At 74.0% G+C, this 18,154-nt stretch carries 19 protein-coding genes; 8 read left to right on the forward strand and 11 right to left on the reverse strand.

Annotated elements, in window-relative coordinates:
- Positions 1 to 70: 70 nt before the first annotated feature.
- Together Plo01_RS34315 and Plo01_RS34320 are read left to right on the forward strand one after the other, a co-directional pair.
- On the forward strand, positions 71 to 1,585 hold the full coding sequence (locus Plo01_RS34315) for a HAMP domain-containing sensor histidine kinase (protein ID WP_203894925.1): 1,515 nt from the start codon (positions 71 to 73) through the stop codon (positions 1,583 to 1,585).
- Positions 1,582 to 2,256: a response regulator gene (locus Plo01_RS34320; RefSeq protein WP_307837423.1), complete on the forward strand. Its 675-nt coding sequence runs from the start codon at positions 1,582 to 1,584 to the stop codon at positions 2,254 to 2,256. Before Plo01_RS34315 ends, Plo01_RS34320 begins: the two co-directional genes overlap by 4 nt.
- 8 nt (positions 2,257 to 2,264) lie before the next feature.
- Here Plo01_RS34320 and Plo01_RS34325 read toward each other — a convergent pair whose 3' ends face one another.
- The 7 genes from Plo01_RS34325 to Plo01_RS34355 all read right to left on the reverse strand — a co-directional run bounded on the left by Plo01_RS34325 (position 2,265) and on the right by Plo01_RS34355 (position 7,995).
- Positions 2,265 to 3,536, reverse strand: coding sequence for an ABC transporter permease (locus Plo01_RS34325; protein ID WP_203894926.1), 1,272 nt, complete (start codon positions 3,534 to 3,536; stop codon positions 2,265 to 2,267).
- Positions 3,533 to 4,225, reverse strand: a complete 693-nt coding sequence (locus Plo01_RS34330) for an ABC transporter ATP-binding protein (RefSeq protein ID WP_203894927.1) — start codon at positions 4,223 to 4,225, stop codon at positions 3,533 to 3,535. The genes Plo01_RS34325 and Plo01_RS34330 overlap by 4 nt, the downstream gene beginning before the upstream one ends.
- Positions 4,212 to 5,246 carry a peptidoglycan-binding protein gene (locus Plo01_RS34335; RefSeq protein ID WP_203894928.1) on the reverse strand — a complete coding sequence of 345 codons (1,035 nt, stop codon included), beginning with the start codon at positions 5,244 to 5,246 and terminating at the stop codon, positions 4,212 to 4,214. The genes Plo01_RS34330 and Plo01_RS34335 overlap by 14 nt, the downstream gene beginning before the upstream one ends.
- Positions 5,243 to 5,839, reverse strand: a complete 597-nt coding sequence (locus Plo01_RS34340; RefSeq protein WP_203894929.1) for a hypothetical protein — start codon at positions 5,837 to 5,839, stop codon at positions 5,243 to 5,245. Before Plo01_RS34340 ends, Plo01_RS34335 begins: the two co-directional genes overlap by 4 nt.
- Positions 5,839 to 6,486: a hypothetical protein gene (locus Plo01_RS34345; RefSeq protein WP_203894930.1), complete on the reverse strand. Its 648-nt coding sequence runs from the start codon at positions 6,484 to 6,486 to the stop codon at positions 5,839 to 5,841. Before Plo01_RS34345 ends, Plo01_RS34340 begins: the two co-directional genes overlap by 1 nt.
- 88 nt (positions 6,487 to 6,574) lie before the next feature.
- Positions 6,575 to 7,312, reverse strand: coding sequence for a hypothetical protein (locus Plo01_RS34350; protein ID WP_203894931.1), 738 nt, complete (start codon positions 7,310 to 7,312; stop codon positions 6,575 to 6,577).
- Positions 7,309 to 7,995 (reverse strand): ABC transporter ATP-binding protein, encoded by a 687-nt coding sequence (locus Plo01_RS34355; protein WP_203894932.1) that lies wholly within the window; start codon positions 7,993 to 7,995, stop codon positions 7,309 to 7,311. The genes Plo01_RS34350 and Plo01_RS34355 overlap by 4 nt, the downstream gene beginning before the upstream one ends.
- Positions 7,996 to 8,182: 187 nt before the next feature.
- Here Plo01_RS34355 and Plo01_RS34360 point away from each other — a divergent pair, with 187 nt between their 5' ends.
- The 3 genes from Plo01_RS34360 (at position 8,183) to Plo01_RS34370 (ending at position 10,609) form a co-directional block, all read left to right on the forward strand.
- Positions 8,183 to 9,388: a sensor histidine kinase gene (locus Plo01_RS34360; protein ID WP_203894933.1), complete on the forward strand. Its 1,206-nt coding sequence runs from the start codon at positions 8,183 to 8,185 to the stop codon at positions 9,386 to 9,388.
- Positions 9,389 to 9,440: 52 nt separating this feature from the next.
- Complete coding sequence (locus Plo01_RS34365; protein ID WP_417629229.1) at positions 9,441 to 10,145, forward strand: response regulator; 705 nt, start codon at positions 9,441 to 9,443, stop codon at positions 10,143 to 10,145.
- Between the two features lie 230 nt (positions 10,146 to 10,375).
- Positions 10,376 to 10,609 carry a hypothetical protein gene (locus Plo01_RS34370; protein WP_203894934.1) on the forward strand — a complete coding sequence of 78 codons (234 nt, stop codon included), beginning with the start codon at positions 10,376 to 10,378 and terminating at the stop codon, positions 10,607 to 10,609.
- Positions 10,610 to 10,813: 204 nt separating this feature from the next.
- Here Plo01_RS34370 and Plo01_RS34375 read toward each other — a convergent pair whose 3' ends face one another.
- From Plo01_RS34375 to Plo01_RS34390, 4 genes are all read right to left on the reverse strand, one after another.
- On the reverse strand, positions 10,814 to 11,203 hold the full coding sequence (locus Plo01_RS34375) for an Hpt domain-containing protein (RefSeq protein WP_203894935.1): 390 nt from the start codon (positions 11,201 to 11,203) through the stop codon (positions 10,814 to 10,816).
- Between the two features lie 61 nt (positions 11,204 to 11,264).
- Entirely contained in the window at positions 11,265 to 12,479 is a 1,215-nt protein-coding gene (locus Plo01_RS34380; protein WP_203894936.1) for a response regulator, read from the reverse strand.
- 96 nt (positions 12,480 to 12,575) lie between these two features.
- Entirely contained in the window at positions 12,576 to 13,316 is a 741-nt protein-coding gene (locus Plo01_RS34385) for a GntR family transcriptional regulator (RefSeq protein WP_203894937.1), read from the reverse strand.
- Between the two features lie 177 nt (positions 13,317 to 13,493).
- Positions 13,494 to 14,801, reverse strand: coding sequence for a phytase (locus Plo01_RS34390; RefSeq protein ID WP_203894938.1), 1,308 nt, complete (start codon positions 14,799 to 14,801; stop codon positions 13,494 to 13,496).
- Positions 14,802 to 15,050: 249 nt separating this feature from the next.
- Here Plo01_RS34390 and Plo01_RS34395 point away from each other — a divergent pair, with 249 nt between their 5' ends.
- The 3 genes from Plo01_RS34395 to Plo01_RS34405 all read left to right on the forward strand — a co-directional run bounded on the left by Plo01_RS34395 (position 15,051) and on the right by Plo01_RS34405 (position 18,131).
- Entirely contained in the window at positions 15,051 to 16,046 is a 996-nt protein-coding gene (locus Plo01_RS34395) for a sugar ABC transporter substrate-binding protein (protein WP_203894939.1), read from the forward strand.
- Positions 16,047 to 16,110: 64 nt separating this feature from the next.
- The gene (locus Plo01_RS34400) at positions 16,111 to 17,148 is read left to right on the forward strand and encodes an ABC transporter permease (RefSeq protein ID WP_203894940.1); all 1,038 of its coding nucleotides are present in this window, start codon (positions 16,111 to 16,113) and stop codon (positions 17,146 to 17,148) included.
- Positions 17,149 to 17,285: 137 nt separating this feature from the next.
- Positions 17,286 to 18,131: an ATP-binding cassette domain-containing protein gene (locus Plo01_RS34405; RefSeq protein WP_203894984.1), complete on the forward strand. Its 846-nt coding sequence runs from the start codon at positions 17,286 to 17,288 to the stop codon at positions 18,129 to 18,131.
- The last annotated feature ends 23 nt before the right edge of the window (positions 18,132 to 18,154 follow it).

An 18,154-nucleotide genomic window follows, 5' to 3' on the forward strand; every position in this document is an offset into this window, starting at 1 on the left:
GGTCTTCCCGAGGCCCCGCCTCCCTCCGATGGGGGAGGAATGATCCGCGCCGGAAAAGTACGCTGCGGGAATGGGGCTCAGAGGCCGGATGGCGGCGTCGTACGTCCTCGTCACCGCCGCGGTCGTCATCGTCGTCGAGGCGGTCCTCCTCGGCGTCTACCTCCCGTCGGTGATCGGCGGCACGGAGCTCGAACGGCGGCTGCAGAACCAGGCCGGGCGGGATGCGAAGATCCTCAGCCTGGTCGTGAGCAAGGTCACCGGCGAGTTCCCGGGGGCCGACGCCATGACGCTGCTCACGGTCGCCTCCAAGAAGGCCGGGGCCGACCTGTCCCTGGAGGGCGCCCCGACGGACCACACCGAGGGGGTGCGCGTCAGGTCGACGGAGGAGGCGGTCTTCGACGAGCCGGTCGAGGTGCTGATCGACGCCGAAGGCGTGGTCGTGACCAGCTCGGCCCGGGGCACGTACGCGTCCGGGCAGAGGATGAAGATCCCCGCGGGGGCCACGGGACGGGGCGCGACCCCGGCGGGGGAGGCGCTGTGGGCGGTGAGCCCGGTGCTGCTCCGCCCGCCCGAGGGGAAGGGAGCCGGGGAGGGGGCCGCCGAGGGGCCCACGACCGGGGGGAAGAAGCCCGCGGGCGGTGCCGCCGAGAAACTCAAGACCGTGGGCTACGTCATGGTCCAGGCGCCACCGGACTCCGGCGGGCCCGGCCCGGCCAGGGCCGACGTCCTGCCCGGGCTGGTCCTGCCGGGAGTGGCGGTCCTCGTGCTCGGCGTGCCGGTCGGGCTGCTGTTCGGGCTGCTCAGCACCCGCCGCCTGATCGGCAGGGTGCGGCGGCTGGCGGTCGTCGCCGGGACGGTGGCCCGGGGCGACTTCCGGCACCGCGTCCCGGTGACGCGCCGCGACGAGGTCGGCCAGCTGGAGGAGTCGTTCAACGCGATGACCGGGCGCCTGGAGGAGGCGCTCTCCGCCCAGCGCGCGGCGGCGGAGGGGGAGGCCCGGCAGGCGGAGCGCGCCCGGATCGCCCGCGAGCTGCACGACTCCATCTCGCAGGACCTGTTCTCGCTCAGCCTGCTCGCCGCGGGGATGCGCCGGGCCGCGCCCGAGCACCTCAGGCGGGAGGCCGAGGCGATGGAGCGCGCCTCGGCCCGGGCGATGCGCGAGATGCAGGCGCTGCTGCTGGAGTTGCGCCCGGTGGCGCTGGAGGACGCCGGGCTCGTCCCCGCCGTCGAGGAGCTGTGCCGCGCCTACGAGACCCGGCTCGGCATCCGGGTGGAGACCGTGCTCGAGGAGGTGACGCTTTCCCCGGCCGCCGAGCACGCCGTGCTCCGCCTGGTCCAGGAGGCGCTCGGGAACGCGGTCAAGCACGGCGACCCGGGCCTCGTGCGGGTACGGCTGGCCCGCTCCGGCCCGGCCGTCCGCGTGGAGATCAGCGACGACGGCTCCGGCTTCGACCCGGAGACCGTGAACGGCCGCCACGGCATGGGCCTGGGCCTGATGCGCGAGCGCGTGCGCGAGCTCGGCGGCGCGTTCGGGCTGAGCAGCGCCCCCGGCCGGGGCACGACGGTCACGGCGGTGGTGCCGTGATCCGGGTGCTCATCGTGGACGACCACGAGGTCGTCCGGCAGGGCCTGCGGTTCGTGCTCGACCAGGAGGACGGGATCGAGGTGGCCGGGGAGTTCGCGGACGGCGCGCGGGCGCTGGCCGCGATCCCCGCGCTCCGCCCCGATGTGATGCTGCTGGACATGGTCATGCCGGGCATGGACGGCCTGGAGGTGCTGCGCCGTCTCCCGGGGCCCGGTGACCAGGCGGCGCCGGTGGCGGTGATCGTGCTGACGTCGTTCCTGGAGGACGAGCGGGTGGTGGAGGCCGTACGGCTCGGCGCGCTGTCGTACCTGCCGAAGACCACGGCCGTGGACCGCGTGGTGGAGGCGGTCCGGCGGGCCGCCGCGGGGCAGGGCCTGCTGGAGCCCGGCGTCGCCGCGCTGCTCGCCGAGCGGGTCAGGGCCGGCGGGCGGCGCGACCCGCTGGCGCCCCTGACCCCGCGTGAGCGCGAGGTCCTGGCGGAGCTGGCCCGCGGCAGGTCCAACGGCGAGATCGCCCGGACCCTGTCGCTCAGCCGGGAGACGGTCAAGACGCACGTGTCGAGCATCCTCGCCAAGCTCGGCCTCGCCGACCGGGTCCAGGCGGCCATCTTCGGGCTGCAGCAGGGCCTCGTCCCGCTGGAGGAGGCCCTGGGCGACACAGATGGACCGTAGCTCCCCGGTCAGACGGTCCGCAGCGCGTCGGCGGGGGCCAGCCGGGCGGCCCGCAGCGCGGGGTAGAGGCCCGCGAGCGCGCCCACGACGACCGCCACCGCCAGGCCGCCCCAGAGCGCCTCGGCGGGCAGCAGCACGCTCCAGCCTCGGTCGCGGGCCAGCGCCACGGTGACGGCGGCGCCGATCAGCACCCCCGCCGCGCCCCCGGCCGTGCCGAGGGCGAGCGACTCGGCCAGGAACTGCCCGGCGACGTGCCCGCGCGTGGCCCCGAGCGCGCGCCGCAGGCCGATCTCGCCGCGCCGTTCGAGCACCGAGATCACCATGATGTTCCCGACCCCGATCCCGCCGACGAGCAGCGCGATCGCGCCGAGCCCGACGAAGAGCACGGCCCCCGACTCGGCCACCGCGATCCGGGCGGTGAGCGCGTCGGAGGGGCGGGTCACCTCCACGCTGTCGGGGTTGGCCGGGCCGGCCGTGGCGTTGAGCAGCGCGCCCGCCGCCTCCACCCGGTTCTGCCGGACCCGTACGTACAGCCGGCTCGGATGCCCGTCGTAGCCGAGGATCGCCTCCGCCACGCCGAACCCGACCAGCGCCGACCGGTCCACCTCGGGGGCGAACGGGAACGGGCCGAGGATCCCGGCCACGGTGAACCAGTGGCCGCCGAGCCAGACGCGGGTGCCGGGGTCCAGCCGGGTGATCCCCAGCGTCCGCGCGGCCTCGTGGCCGAGCACGGTGACGGGGTGGGCGGTGGACAGCGTGTCCAGGAACGCGCCCTGCGCGACCCGGCCGTCGAGCGTGGCCAGCAGCGTCGCGTCGCAGGCCCGTACGGCCAGCCCGCCGCTCTGCCCGACCGGCACCAGGTCGTTGCGGTAGACGTACGTGGCGTTCAGCTGGGTGGTCGGCGCGACGGCGATCACGCCGTCCACGCGCCGCAACATCGGGGTCGCGCTCACCGGGAGCGGCCGTTCCCCGCCGCCGAAGCCGGAGCCGCTGGCGACGGTGAACAGGTTGGTGCCCAGGCGGTCGATCTCGGCGAGCAACGCGGCCTGGCTGGACCGGGTGACGCCGAGCACCGCGACGATCGCGGCGATGCCGATGGCGATGCCCAGGGCCGACAGGACCGCGCGCAGCCGCCGCGTCCGCAGCCCCAGCGTGCCGGTGACCAGCAGGTCGCCCGGGCGCACGCGCGAGACGGGCGCCGCCGCCGAACCGCCCGCCGCCGAACCGCCCGTCGTCGTTCCGTCCGTCGCGGGGGTGCCCGTGAACGCGTCGCCGGTCATCGGGCCGCCTCCCGCGCCCTGGCCGTCCGGACGACCCGCCCGTCGCGCAGCTCGATCCTGCGCGGGCAGGCGGCGGCCACGGAGGGGTCGTGCGTGACGACGACCAGCGTGGCGCCCTGCCCGTTGAGCTCCCGCAGCAGTGCGACGATCTCCGCGCCGGTGGCCGAGTCCAGGTTCCCGGTCGGCTCGTCGGCGAAGACGATCGCGGGGCCGCCGACGAGCGCGCGGGCGATGGCCACCCGCTGCCGCTCGCCGCCGGAGAGCTTCGCCGCCCGGTGCCGCATCCGGTGGCCGAGGCCGACCCGTTCGAGGGCCTCGGCGGCCTGCGCCCGCCGCGCCCCGGCCCGCACGCCCCGGTAGAGCAGGCCGGTCGCGACGTTCTCCACCGCGGTGAGGCCCTCCAGCAGGAAGAACTGCTGGAACACCACCCCCACGAAGCAGGCGCGCAGCCCGGCGAGCCTGCGGTCGCCCAGCTCCTGCACGGTGTGCCCGGCCAGGCTCATCGAGCCGGAGGTGGGCCGGTCGAGCGCGGCCATCAGGTGCAGCAGGGTGGACTTGCCCGACCCCGAGGGGCCGAGGACGGCGGTCATCTCACCCGCCTCGATCCGCAGGCTGATCCCCCTGACCGACTCGACGGGCGGCTCACCGGGGTAGACCTTCCAGACGTCGCGCAGCTCAAGCAGCGTCACCGGGCACCTCCACGGATTGACCCTCGGTGAGGCCGGTGACCTCCACCAGGCCCGTGGTCTCGTCGAACAGCCCGGCCTCCACCGGGACACGCCGCCCGCCGGAGACGACCTCGTAGGTCCCGCCGGGGCGGGCCAGCAGCGCGACGATCGGCACGGCCAGCACGTCCCGGTGCTCCCGCGTGGTCAGAGCGACCTGGACCAGGGACTGGTCGAGGGCCCGCACCGGGCGGCCCGACATCCGGATCGTGACCGGCACGGTCGCCTGCGGCTGTCCCTCCTCCGTGCTCTGGGGCGTGGACGCCACCGGGCTGACGGCGGTGACCCTGCCCCTGCGCTCCGAACCGTCGGGCAGCGTCACCAGGACCCGGTTGCCGACCCTGGCGGTGGCGACCCGGGCCGGGTCGAGCTGGACCGACACGACCGGGACCGTGCCGGTGCCGCGCAGCACCGGTCCCCGCGCCGGGCTTCCCAGGGTGGCGTCGTGCGCGGCCACCCGGAGCGCGCGCGGCAGGAACACGACCTGCCCCAGCGGGACCGTGCCGGTCACCGGCAGGCGCGCGTCGTCCTGCCAGCGGCGCACCGCGTAGTAGGTGGCGGGGGAGTAGGTCCGGTCCACGGTGAAGCCGGTGTAGCCCAGGGCCTTGAGGTTGCGCTCCAGCTGGAGGACGTCCGCGCCCGTCGTCCCGACGGTGAGCGTGCGCCAGGCCGGGCGCGCGCCGTACAGCAGCGGGACCTTCCTGCCGTCGGCCTCGTAGACGGCGCGGCCGCGGGTGATGACGGCGCCGACGGCCGGCAGGCGGGTGAGGGTGCCGCCCGCGCCGTGCACCTGGTGGGAACCGGCGTGGGACAGGGTGCCGTTGACGTGGGTGCGCTGGGCGACGTCGGTCCGGATCACCTGGGCGGTCGCGGTGGAGAGGGCCGCGGCGGGGACGGGCGGCGCGGGACGGCGGAGCACGGCCCAGGCCCCGCCCGCCCCGGCCAGCACGACCACGCCCGCGAGCGCGGTGACGCCCCGTCTCACTTGTCGCCCCCGCCCTGGCCGCTGGGTCTGACGACCTGGATGCCCCCGCCGACGAAGTACTTCTCGCAGCCGTCCAGGGCCGGCCGCATGGCCTTCTTGTCGAGGCCGGCCAGGCGCTGGTTGAGGGGGAACCGTCCCTGCGCGTCGGGGTCGGGCCAGTCGGGAACGCCGTGCTCGCGAATGCAGCGGGCGAGCTTCCTGAGCTGGGCGATCTGGGCCGCGGTGTAGCGCGGCTCCCCGGCGTCTCGCAGGGAGTCGGCTCGCCGTATCTGTGAGACGCACGCGTTCCGCGCGGTCTCCGGGACCGGGCGCGGCACTCCGGGCAGGTGGACGGCGCCGTCCGCCTCCGTCACCGGGTCACCGGCCCCGGGGACGCCGTTCTGCCGGAAGCAGGCGGCGAGGTCTTTCAGGGCGGTGATCAGCTGCTGCCGGTCCTGCCCGGTCGGTGCGGGGGTGGGAGCCGTCGCCGATCCGGTGCCTGCAGCCCCGGTGCAGGCGGTCAGGGTGGGAACGAGTAGGGCGCAGGCGAGCAGGGTCAGGGCCGGTTTCCTGAACGGCCCGCCCTGGGGCCCGCTGTGAGGTCCCGGTGTCATCAGTCCCCCTTGTTCCGGTCGCCGGGCTCGACGACTCTCATGCCCCTGCCGACGAAGTACTGCTTGCAGGCCTCCCGGGCCGGCAGCCAGGCCCGCTTGCCGAGGTCGGCCAGGCGCTGGTTGACGGGGAACCGCCCTTCGTCGTCGGGATCGGGCCAGTCGTGTACGCCGTGCTCGCGGAAGCACCGGGCGAGTTTCCTGAGCTGTTCGATCTGGGCCGCGGTGTAGCGCTCCTCCCCGCCGCCCTTGCCGATGGCGGCGGCCCGCCGCTCCAGCGGGGCGCACGCGGTCTGCGCCGCCGCGGGGATCCGCTCCGGAATGCCGGGGACGCCGACGGAGCCGTCCGCCTCCACCTCCGGGTCGCCGGCCCCCGGCACGCCGTTCTGCCGGTAGCACGCCACGAGATCCCTCAGTGCTTTGAGCAGTTGCCGCCGGTCCTGGCCGGTCGGCGTGGGAGTGGAGGCCGCCGCCGACCCGGTGCCCGCCGACCCGGTGCCCGCCGTGCAGGCGGCCAGGGCGGGAGCGAGCAGGGCGCAGGCGAGCAGGACGCGTGCGGGTCTCCTGAACGGGCCGCCGCGAGGCCCCGGCGTCCGCCGGGACCGGTGCCGCGGGTGTCGCAGACCTTCGTCTGCCGGGACAGGTGTCATGTCCCTCAGGCTCGTCCCGCCGCGGGCCCGGCACATCGCTCCGCGGAGGGGACCGGGCTCCCCCGGCCGGGGGAGGGACGGCGCGAGGTCAGGTGACGTCGCGGCGGAGGGTGGTCAGGCGGGCGGCGAGGACGGCGGCCAGCACGTAGGCGGCGAACAGCGGCCCGCCCGCCCAGGCGGGCAGCAGTTCGGCGTTCTCCATGCTCATCCCGGCCAGGGCGCGGGCCGCGCCGGTCGGCAGCCAGCGGCCCAGGCCGGGCAGGAGCATGGTGAGCAGGTAGTCGGCGTACATGAACCAGATCAGGGCCACGGCGACCGCCGCCGTCTGGTTGCGGATGAGCGCGCCGAGGCCGACGCCGAGCAGGCCGTACCCGGTGACGGCGAGAACCGCGCCGAGCAGGGCTGCCGGCACGCCCGGCGCCGTGACGGGATGCCCGCCCAGGTGCAGCAGCAGCGCTCCGGCCGCGACGGTGGCCGCCGCGGAGACGGCGGCGACGGCCAGCCCGACGATCCCGTACGCGGCCAGCTTGGCGCTGACCACCCGGCCGCGGTCCGGGGTGACGAGGAACCGCCAGGTGATCGTCTGATGGCGGAACTCCCCGGCCGTGCCGAGGATCCCCAGGAGAAGGGTGAAGAGGTAGGCCTGCTGGGCCATGGCGTAGACGTTGCGGATCCGGTCCTCGGCGGGCATCCTGCCCTCCAGCCCCAGCAGGGCGACGCCGAGCCCGGCCCAGAGCATGCAGGTCAGCGGGGCCAGGACGGCGAGGACCCGGACGGTACGGCTCGCGCGGGCCTTGACCAGCTCGGCGTGGATCAGGCGGTTCACCGGGTCGCCTCCAGGTAGAGCTCCTCCAGGTCGGAGCCGGGGGCCAGCGGGCCGGTGAAGACCGCCCGCCCGTCCGAGATGATGATCACGTGGTCGGCGATCTGCTGGATCTCCGCGAGCACGTGGGTGGAGACCAGCACCGTACGGCCCTGCAGGGCGTAGGCCCGCAGGAAGCCGCGCAGCCAGTGGGCGCCCGCCGGATCGAGGCCGTTGGCGGGCTCGTCGAGGATGAGCACGGCCGGGTCGCCGAGGAGCGCGGTGGCCAGGGCCAGGCGCTGGCGCATGCCCAGGGAGAACCCGCCCGCTCTGCGGTCGGCCGCGCCGGTGAGGTCCACCTGGTCCAGGACGTGATCGACGCGTTCCGGGGCGAGCCCGGCGGCCGTGCGCAGGATCTCCAGGTGGGCGCGGGCGGTCAGGCCGGGATGGAAGGCCGCGGCCTCCAGCACCGCGCCGACCGCGGCGACCGGGTCGACGAGGTCCCGGTACGGCCCGCCGCCGATGGCGGCCGACCCCGAGTCCGGGGTGACCAGGCCGAGGATCATGCGCAGCGTGGTGGTCTTCCCCGCGCCGTTGGGGCCGAGGAAGGCCGTGATCGTGCCGGGCCCGACGGTGAACGACAGGTCGTCCACGGCCCGCACGGCCCCGAAGGACTTGCTGAGACGGGTGACGGTGATGGCTGACATGCCCTCGACGGTGCCGGAGCGGGCCGGGGCGGTTCATGGTTCCGGGGGCGGAGACGCCCGTCTCCGGCCCGGGCGGGATCCCCGCCGGCGAGGGCGGACGGGGGCTCCACCCGCGACCCGCTCCGGGGCCGCCGGGGCGGAGTCCGCGGCCACCGGGGGGTGGAGGAAGGTCTCCACCCCCGGGTCCATGGCGGAGCCGCGCGGGCGGCGCTACCGTGCGGCCGTGGCCTTCTTCTGCCATCCCCTCGTGCGCCGGGCCTTCGCGGTGCTGCTGGCGGGACAGATGCTCTACGGGACGGGGTTCGCGGCCGTGACGGCGGCGCGGCGGTGGGGGTGGCCCGGCGCCGCGGCGGTCGCGGCCGCCGGCGTGGCGGCGGCCGCCTGCTGCCTGCTGGCGCTGGCGCGGGAGGGGGAACGGCGCAACGCGGTGCTGCTCGGCCTCACCCTGCTGGGCGGACTGGCCCTGAACGCGGCCGCGGTCTACGGCGGCATGGCCTTCCTCTACATCGCCGTCTACGCGCTGCCGTTCCGTACGGCGCCGCGGCCGGCGACGGCGCTGATCGCCTCCGGGATCACCGCCTTCGCGGCCGTGTCCCCGCTGTCGGGGCCGGCGGGCTGGGAACTGGGCGGCAACCTCCTGGGGCTCGGGTACGCGGCGGTCCTGGCCTTCCTGATCCGGCAGCTCGTGGTGACCCGCGAGCGGAGCGCGGAGGCCGCCGAGGCCCGGGCCCGGGAGGCCGTGCTCGCCGAGCGGACCCGGCTGGCCCGCGAGGTGCACGACATCCTGGCGCACTCCCAGTCCGCGCAGATCGTGCACCTGGAGGGCGCGCGGCTGATGCTGGAGCGGGGGCGGGACCCGGCGGCGGCGCTGGAGCGGGTCAACCGCGCGGCGGGGCTGGCGAGGACGAGCCTGGAGGAGACCCGCCGGGCGCTCGACGCGCTGCGCGGGCAGGAGCTTCCGCTGGCCGAGCGGCTGGAGCGGCTCGCGGTCGAGTACCGGTCGGTGACCGGGGCCGCGTGCACGGTCTCGGTCACCGGGGACCCGGGACCGCTGGAGGCCGAGGCCCGGCTGGCGGTGGCGCGGACCGCGCAGGAGGCGCTGACGAACGCGCGCAAGCACGCTCCCGGCGCGCCGGTCACGGTGGACCTGCGCCTCCGCGAGGACTGGTGCGAGCTGGAGGTGCGCGACGAGGGAGGAGCGGCGGGGCGGCCGCCCGCGGCGGGGTCCGGCTACGGGCTGGTGGGGATGCGGGAGCGGGCCGAGCTGATCGGCGGCTCGCTGACGGCGGGACCGTCCGGCGAGGGGTTCGGGGTGCTGCTGCGGGTGCCCGTCCGGCGGGGCGGGGAGCCCCGGGCGGCACGGAACGGGGCGGCGGAGAGCCGGACGACGTGAACGGCCAGGGCGAGGACGGGGGACGGCGGGTGGCGGTGCGGCGGATGACGCGGTGAGCAACGGTGCGGCGGGCGGTGACGCGGTGGGCGACATGGCAGGCAAGCGGGAGCGTCGCGTGCGGGTGGTGGTCGCCGACGACCAGACCGTGGTGCGCGAGGGGCTCGTGCTCCTGCTCGGCCTGCTGCCCGGCGTCGAGGTGGCGGGGGTGGCGGCCGACGGGGCGGAGGCGGTCGGGCTCGCCGAGGAGATCCGGCCCGACCTGGTGCTGATGGACCTGCGCATGCCCCGGATGGACGGGGTGGAGGCGACCGCGCGGATCCGCTCCTCCTGCCCGGAGGTCCAGGTCCTCGTGCTGACGACCTACTCCGACGACGAGTCGGTGTTCGCCGCGATCCGGGCCGGGGCGCGCGGTTACCTGACCAAGGACACCGATGCAGAGGGGCTCGCCTTCGCGCTGTCGGCCGTGGCGGAGGGCAGGGCCCAGTTCGACCCCGAGGTGCAGCGCAGGCTCGCGGAGGCCGCGGCGGGGACGCGGCGGGTCTCGCGGTTGCCGGACGGGCTGACCCCGAGGGAGGCCGAGGTGCTGCGGCTGATCGCGGCCGGGCGGTCCAACGGCGAGATCGCCGGGGAGCTGTTCATCTCGGAGGCGACGGTCAAGACGCACATCAACAACCTGTTCGCCAAGGCGGGCCTGCGCGACCGTGCCCAGGCCGTCACCTATGCCTTCCGGAACGGGCTCGCGCCGGACGAGAACTGACCGCCGGCGGGAACGGGCCTGTGCCGGACGAGAGCCGGCCGCCGGCCCGCGAACTCGCCCGTTCGATCGGCGCGGTGGAGATGAAGGGCGCTCATCGGCCCACTTTGCTGGGATATGAGGGTTTTTGAGAGTCGGCAACCTACCTGCACCTTTCGTGCACTTTTGCTGCTACGCCCGAGCGGCTCACTGGAGGAAGAACGAAATGTTCCGCCGCACAAAGGATCTCCGCCATGACTCTCACCGCCACTCTCAGCCTCATCCTCCGGGTTCTGGTCAACGTCCTGGGTCTGCCCGTGGTCGCCGGAGCGATCCTGGCCATCGGCGGTGCGACCGGCACCGCGGCCCACCTCGGAGTCCAGATGGAGACGGCGCCCACGGTGACGGTGGAGGACCTGCTGCGGCTCACCGAGAAGGAAGTCGTCGAGAAGGTGAAGTCCAAGAGCGGCTCCAAGTCCCGCGCGTGACCCCCTCCCCGCATGACGGGAACGGCGGAGCGGCCGGAACCGCGGAACGGCGGACATGGTGAAGCGGACATGGTGAACAGGGGCGGACCGACCGGCCTGACCGGCGTGTGGCGGACACGCGGGAGCAGGCGTCGAGGGACGCAGACGAGAACCCCGGCCGGGGTAGCCCGGCCGGGGTTCTCTGTGTATCGGGGTCCGCCGCGGTCAGGCGGGGCGGGGAACGAGCGGCAGCCCGGAGCGGAGGTCGTCGAGGACCTCGGCGAAGTGGTCGCCGGCCTCGGCGAGGGCCGACCTCAGCAGGTCGGGGTGGTCGCCCGCCTCGTCGAGCCGTCCCGCGTCGGCCAGGCGCTCGGCCTCGGCGCACAGGCCGGAGACACCGCTCGCCCCGAGATTGGCGGCCGCCCCCTTCAACGCGTGCGCCTTGTGGGCCGCCGCCGAGGCGTCCGCGGCGGCGATGGCCGTCTCGAGGTCGGTCAGCATGACCGGCGCGCGCTCCAGGAACGAGGCGACGAGCCTCTCGATGAACGCGATCTCATGCGCGCTGCCGTCCACCAGGAGGTCCGCGATGCGCGCGCGGATGTCCGGCGCGGTCATCGGGATTTCCCCGGCGGGAGGGCTCGGCCACAGGTCACGGCCGTCGGCGGGCGGGACGGGTTCACGCCGCCGCCCTGGTCGCGGTCGGGGCCGGCACGACGGCCCAGACCGGCTCGATCAGCTCCACGATGTGCTTGTAGTTGGTCAGCCGCTCCAGGAGCATCTCGGTGACCGAGATCCCGCGGCCGATGAGCACCAGGCCGTTGACGGCGACGATGTCCTCGGCGATGCGCATGCCGACCTCCAGCTCGCCGATGCGGAAGGCGCGCGCCTCCTCCTGCTCCGTCGTGATCCCCCGGATCCGGCGGAGCGCGGCCAGCGCCGCGACATCGTGGTCGCCCTGACCTCCCATGGCGACGATGGCGTTCTCCGCGGTCACGCCGCGGCTGGTGAAGCCCTCGAACTCGATCGCCGCGCGCAGCACGCCGACGGCCACCGTCACCATCGGCTTGTCCACCGCCACCAGGGCGGGCTGCCCGGCGCCGCCGGCGGGCCGGAGCCCGCTGACGATCTCGACGACGTCCTCGAGCATCGGCACCTCGCCGAGCAGGCGGGCCGCGATGCCGGGCATGGCGTCGATCATCTTCTGCTCGTCCTCCGGCAGCGGGAGCCCCCGGTCCAGCTTCTCCAGCACGCTGGGGGGCAGGGTCACGGCGCCGAGCTGGGAGGCCATGGCCGCGACCTCGATCTCCCAGACGTTGTTCAGGCCGAGCTCCCGGCAGAGCGCGCCGACCAGGTCGCGGATGCGTCCCGCGCGGGCGAACGCCTGCGGGCTGGCCAGTTCCAGACAGCCGAAGAGCGCCTGCAGGCTCGCGCGGAGGGTCTTGTCCAGGATCTCGCGCTCGGCCGACACCAGCCGGTGCTGCTCCACCGCGTCACGGACGGTGTCGCGCAGCTCCCGGGTGGGGCACGGCTTGCACAGGAAGCGGAAGACCTGCCCGTTGTTGATCGCGGCGATGGCGGAGGCGAGGTCGCCCTGGGCGGTGTGCAGGACACGGGTGAGACCGGGGTGCCTGAGCCGGACGTGTCCGAGCAGCTCGATGCCGTCCATGTCGGGCATGCGCATGTCGCTGATGACGACGGCGAAGGGGCCCTGCCGGTCGAGCGCGTCCAGGGCGCTCATGCCGTCGAGGGCGGTGACGACGCGGTACTCCGTGCCCAGCTGGTGGCTGAGCGTCTCCAGCACCGTCGGCTCGTCGTCCACCAGCAGTACGGAGGGCGTCTCACCGGTCAATACCGAAGTGCGACGCCATAGTTCGGTCAACTCGTTCGACATGATGGTCCCGTCCTTTGCACCTGCCCTTCCGTCGGCTCCGGCGCGCGCCTCCTGAGGACAAACGCCGGGCTGTTTGACCGGCGGGACGGGAGCGGGTCAGCGCTCGATGAGGGTGACCTCGAGGGAGTAGTGCGAGGCCCGGTAGATGTGGGAGCCGTGCTCCACGGCCCGGCCCTGGTCGTCGTAGGCGGTGCGGACCATGGTGAGCAGCGGCGCGCCGCGCCGTTCGTCCAGGAGCCTGGCCTCGACCGCGGTGGCCGCCCGGGCGCCTATCCGCTGGTTGGCCACGCGCATCCGGACCCCGGCGGAGCGGAGCAGCTCGTACAGCCCGCGCTCGGACAGGGTCTCGGCGGTCAGCGGCGCCAGGCCCGAGGGCAGCCAGTTGTGCAGCAGCGCCAGCGGTTCGCCCGCCGCGTAGCGGATGCGCTCCATGCGCAGCACCTCGGCGCCGGGTTCGAGGCCGAGGACGGCGGCGATCTCCTCCTGCGCGGGCGCGGTCTCCAGCGAGAGCACGCGCGTGACGGGCTCCTGCCCGGCGCGGCGCAGGTCGTCGTAGAGGCTGGTGAGCTCCACCGAGCGCTTGACCTGGCCGTGGACGACCTGGGTGCCGACGCCGCGTTTGCGGACGAGCAGGCCCTTGTCCACGAGATACTGGATCGCCTGGCGGATGGTCGGCCGGGACAGGCCCAGCCGGTCGGCGAGCATGATCTCGTTGTCCAGCCGGGATCCGGGGGGCAGATCGCCGCGCCGGATGGCCTCGGAGATCTGCTCGGCCACCTGGAAGTACAGCGGCACGGGACTGGACCGATCCAGATCGATGGCGAGCTTGGCGGTCATCGGTCCCTCCCGAGTAGATACGCTCCGTAGTCAGGTTAGCGGACATCAGAATGTCCTGACAAACACTGCCACGCCGGTGGGCGAGCCGCGGACGCCCGGCCGGTTCGGTTCGGCGCCGGGGACCTACGGGGTCGGTCCCCGGCGCGGGTCGCGCCGGGGACCGCTGCGGGGCCGGGGTCAGCGGCGGGGGTTCCAGCCCCCGGTGTCGACGGCCAGGTCGTGCAGGTCGGCGACGTCGTCCCACTCGACGAATTTGAAGTTGGTGTTCTCCCGGTCGCCGTCCGCGGGGAGGTTGGCGCCGTCGTGGACGACCAGGAGCCCCTCGTCGAACTCGTCGCCGAGCGGCACGTTCAGCACCATCGCGCCGTCGCTGTGATCGGCGGCGTCGATGCCGTCGTCGGCGCCGACGCGGAAGCGTCCGAGATGGGCGTTGGAGCCCTCGCGCCGGTAGATCGAGAAGGTGCTGTCACCCTGGCTGGAGGCCAGCAGGTAGCCCTTGCCGCCCGCGCGGTAGTAGATGGTCAGGCCCTCGGCGTCGGCCGTCAGGTGCTCGCCGCCGAAGCCGGGGTCCTCGCCGAAGGTGCACTCCTCCGTCTCGGCGTCGTAGGCGCCGGGCACGCCGTACCCGCGGACCTTGTCCATCAGCACCGGCGCGCCGGTCAGGTCGGCGCGCATCTTCCAGATGCCCACCGTCTCCTGCGCGGCGTAGAGCACGTCCCGCTCGATGTCGACGACCATGCCCTCGACCTGCGGGAGCTCGTCGGGCTCCAGGCACGGGCTCCAGGTGCTCCCGTCGGGCAGGGTGAAGGAGGACGGCAGGCTGATCTGGCGGACCTTGTCGTAGCCGATCTTCCCGCCGGAGGTGGTCTTGAGCTTCAGCAGGGCGACGGTGGTCTTGTGCCGCTGGCTGACCAGGACGTAGGTCCCGGTGGAGTCCTTCCAGGCGGCCAGGCCGTAGGCGGTCTCGGCGTCGTTGACCTCGTCCTGGGTGGTGTTGAACACGAACGGCGCCGCCGGGTCGGTGACGTCGGTCAGCGGGGCGCGGCCGGCCGCGGCGCGCGCCGCGTCGACGGCGTAGAAGCGGATCTGGTCGCGGCCGCGATCGGAGACGACGGCCAGGTCCCTGCCGCCGAAGCCGTAGACGATGTCGGCGTTGTTGAAGCGGCCGGGCTCGTCGTCCTCGCCGGGGGCGGCCGGGGCCGGGATGTGCTGCACCTGGGCGCCCTTGAGGTCGTAGGCGTAGAGGCCGCCCTCCTTGGCGGTGGCGACCACCACGCTCCTGCCCGGTCTGCCGGGGTGGGCCCAGATCGCCGGGTCGTCGCCGTTGGCGTTGCCTCCCGCCGCGTCGTCGAAGAGGGCGGGGGTCTCGACCTCCGGGTGGACGGTGGGGACGTCCGCGGCGTGGGCGGCCTGGGCCGCCGGCAGGGCGGCGGCCGTCAGGCACGCCGCGAGCGAGGCCAGAGTGATGCGGGACAGGGGACGCATGGCGCCTCCAGGGTGGTGGTCGGGCTGATCGGCGCTCGATCATCGTGATGTCACGTTAACGAGCGGTTAATGACCGAGCAATAGAACATGCGTATGTCATGACATAGCCATGAATGCTGACGTGTGTCACCGGCACGCGCACTCTCGCATAAGTCCTAATGTCACGACAAAGTGTTGACACGGAGGTAATGCCGCGGTTACAAACCAGGGACGGGGGGTTCCAGCGGAACGACGCGCGGGAGGCTACCGATGAAGCGGACGACAGGGCTGGTCGTGGCGGCCATGCTGGGATTCGCGGCCCTGAGCGGCTGCTCGAACGCCGAAGGAGGTCAGGAACCCGCGGGCGCCACCACCGGTGCGGCCCCCGCGACGGCTCCGGCGGGCGGAGGGGCGAACTTCGCCGTCATCACCCACGCCGCCGCGGGCGACGCGTTCTGGGACGTGGTCAAGAACGGCGCCGAGGCCGCCGGCAAGCAGTACGGCGTCGCGGTGAGCTATCAGGGCGACGGGGACCCGGCCCGGCAGTCCCAGCTCATCGACCAGGCAGTCAGCCAGAAGGTCGACGGGATCGTGGTCTCCATGGCCAACCCGGACGCCCTGAAGGAGTCCATCGGCAAGGCCGTGGCCGCGAAGATCCCGGTGATCACCATCAACTCGGGCGGCGACAGGTCCAAGGAGTTCGGCGCCGTCACCCACGTCGGCCAGTCCGAGGACGTGGCCGGACGGGGCGCCGGCGAGCAGCTCAAGGCCGCGGGCGTCGGCAAGCTGCTGTGCGTCATCCACGAGGCCGGCAACGTGGGCCTCGACCAGCGCTGCAACGGCGCCACCGAAGGGCTCGGCGGCACCGTCGAGCGGCTCCAGGTGGACGTGGGCAACCTCGCCGACGCCACCTCCAAGATCGCTGCCAGGCTCCAGTCCGACACCTCGATCGACGGCGTGCTCGCGCTGAACCCGTCCATCGCCGTCGCCGCCCGCGACGCCATCGCCGACGCGGGCTCGGAGGCCAAGCTCGGCACGTTCGACCTCTCGGGCGACGTGGTCACCGCCATCAAGGACGGCGAGATCCTGTTCGCCGTGGACCAGCAGCAGTACCTCCAGGGCTGGCTGCCGATCACCTTCCTCACCCTCTACAAGCAGAACCTCAACACCGTCGGCGGCGGCCTGCCGGTGAACACCGGCCCCGGCTTCGTCACCAAGGACACCGCCGACCAGGTGGCCAAGCTCGCCGAGAGCGGCACTCGATGATCGGCGGGCCGTACGGCGCGGCGGGGGAGCGCCCGGCGGCCGGGGACGGCGCGGGGGGCGGGGCGTGACCGTCAAGGCCGGGACCGACGAGCGCCTCGCCTCCACCGGCCTGGCCCGCAGGCTGCTGATCCGGCCCGAGCTGGGCGCGGTGGTCGGCGCGATCGTGGTGTTCGTGTTCTTCGCGAGCCAGTCGGAGACGTTCCGTTCCGCCAACGGGGTCGCCAACTGGCTCGACCCCGCCTCCACGCTCGGCATCATGGCGGTCGCCATCGCGCTGCTGATGATCGGCGGCGAGTTCGACCTGTCGGCCGGGGTGCTCACCGGCACGACCGGCCTGATCACGGTCATCCTCTCCACCCGGTACGGCCTCCCGGTCTGGGCGGCGATGCTCGTCGCGCTCGTCGCGGCGCTGCTGGTGGGATTCCTCAACGGGATGATCGTGGTCCGCACCAACCTGCCGAGCTTCATCGTCACCCTCGGCACCTTCCTGATGCTCCAGGGGATCAACCTGGGCGTCACCAAGGCCCTCACCGGGACCGTCCAGGTGGGCGGACTGCGCAGGGCCGAGGGGTACGAGCAGGCGCGGGCCGCGCTGGCCGGGACGTTCACGATCGGCGAGACGGACTTCCGGGTGGCCATCCTATGGTGGCTGGGCGTCACCGCGCTGGCCACCTGGGTGCTCATGCGGACCAGGGCGGGAAATTGGATCTTCGCGGTGGGCGGGGACGACCGGGCCGCGCGGGCGGTCGGGGTGCCCGCCGAGCGAACGAAGATCGCGCTGTTCATGACGACGGCCACAGCCGCCTGGCTGGTCGGCTCGATCCTGGCGCTGCGCTTCACCTCGGTGCAGGCGAACGCGGGACTGGGGCAGGAGTTCGTCTACATCATCGCGGCGGTCATCGGGGGCTGCCTGCTCACCGGCGGGTACGGCTCCGCCGTCGGCGCGGCCGTCGGAGCCCTGATCTTCGGCATGGCGGACAAGGGGATCGTCTTCCTCGGCTGGGACGCCGACTGGTTCAAGTTCTTCCTGGGCGCGATGCTGCTGCTGGCCACCCTCGCCAACCGGCTGGTCCGCCGCTACGCGGAGGAGGTGCGGCATTGACCGGGACGGAGAAGACGCCGGCCGCGGCGGAGAAGACGCCGGCCGCGGCGGAGAAGACGCCGGCCGGGACGGGGGAGACGCCGGCCGGAAAGGGGAAGGCGTTCTCCGGGCCGGGCAGGCCGGGTTCCGGCGCGCCGCTGCTGGAGACCCGCGGGTGCGGCAAGACGTTCGGCGGGGTGATCGCGCTGCGCGACGTCTCGACGCGGGTGGACGCGGGAGAGGTCACCTGCGTGCTCGGCGACAACGGCGCGGGCAAGTCCACGCTCATCAAGATCCTGGCGGGCGTGCACCCGCCCGACTCCGGCGAGTACCTGGTCGACGGCGCCCCCGCGCGCTTCACCAGTCCCCGCGACGCCCTGGACCGGGGCATCGCCACCGTCTACCAGGACCTGGCGATGATCCCGCTGATGTCGGTCTGGCGGAACTTCTTCCTCGGCTCAGAGCCGTCGCGCGGCCGGGGCCCGTTCCGCCGCTTCGACGTGGCCCGGGCCAAGCGGACGGTCCGCGAGGAGCTGCGCTCCATGGGCATCGACATCCGCGACGTCGACCAGCCCGTGGGCACCCTGTCCGGCGGCGAGCGCCAGTCCGTGGCCATCGCCCGCGCGGTGTACTTCGGCGCCCGCGTGCTCATCCTCGACGAGCCGACCTCCGCCCTGGGCGTCAAGCAGGCGGGGGTGGTGCTGCGCTACATCGCCCAGGCCCGCGACCGCGGCCTGGGCGTGGTGTTCATCACGCACAACCCGCACCACGCCTACCCGATCGGCGACCGCTTCCTGCTGCTCAACCGGGGCACCAGCATGGGGGAGTACGGCAAGGCGGACGTCACCCGTCAGGAGATCGTCTCGCTGATGGCCGGGGGCGCGGAGCTGGAGCAGCTCGCCCACGAGCTGGGCCGGGACGAGCCGGGGCGGGATGTGACGAGCCGAGACGAGCCGGGGTGGGATGTGACGAGTCAGGGCGGGCCGGGGCGGGCCGGGACGTGAGGGGCCGCCCGCCGGTCCGCTCC

This window comes from Planobispora longispora, assembly GCF_016863135.1.
Lineage (GTDB): Bacteria > Actinomycetota > Actinomycetes > Streptosporangiales > Streptosporangiaceae > Planobispora > Planobispora longispora.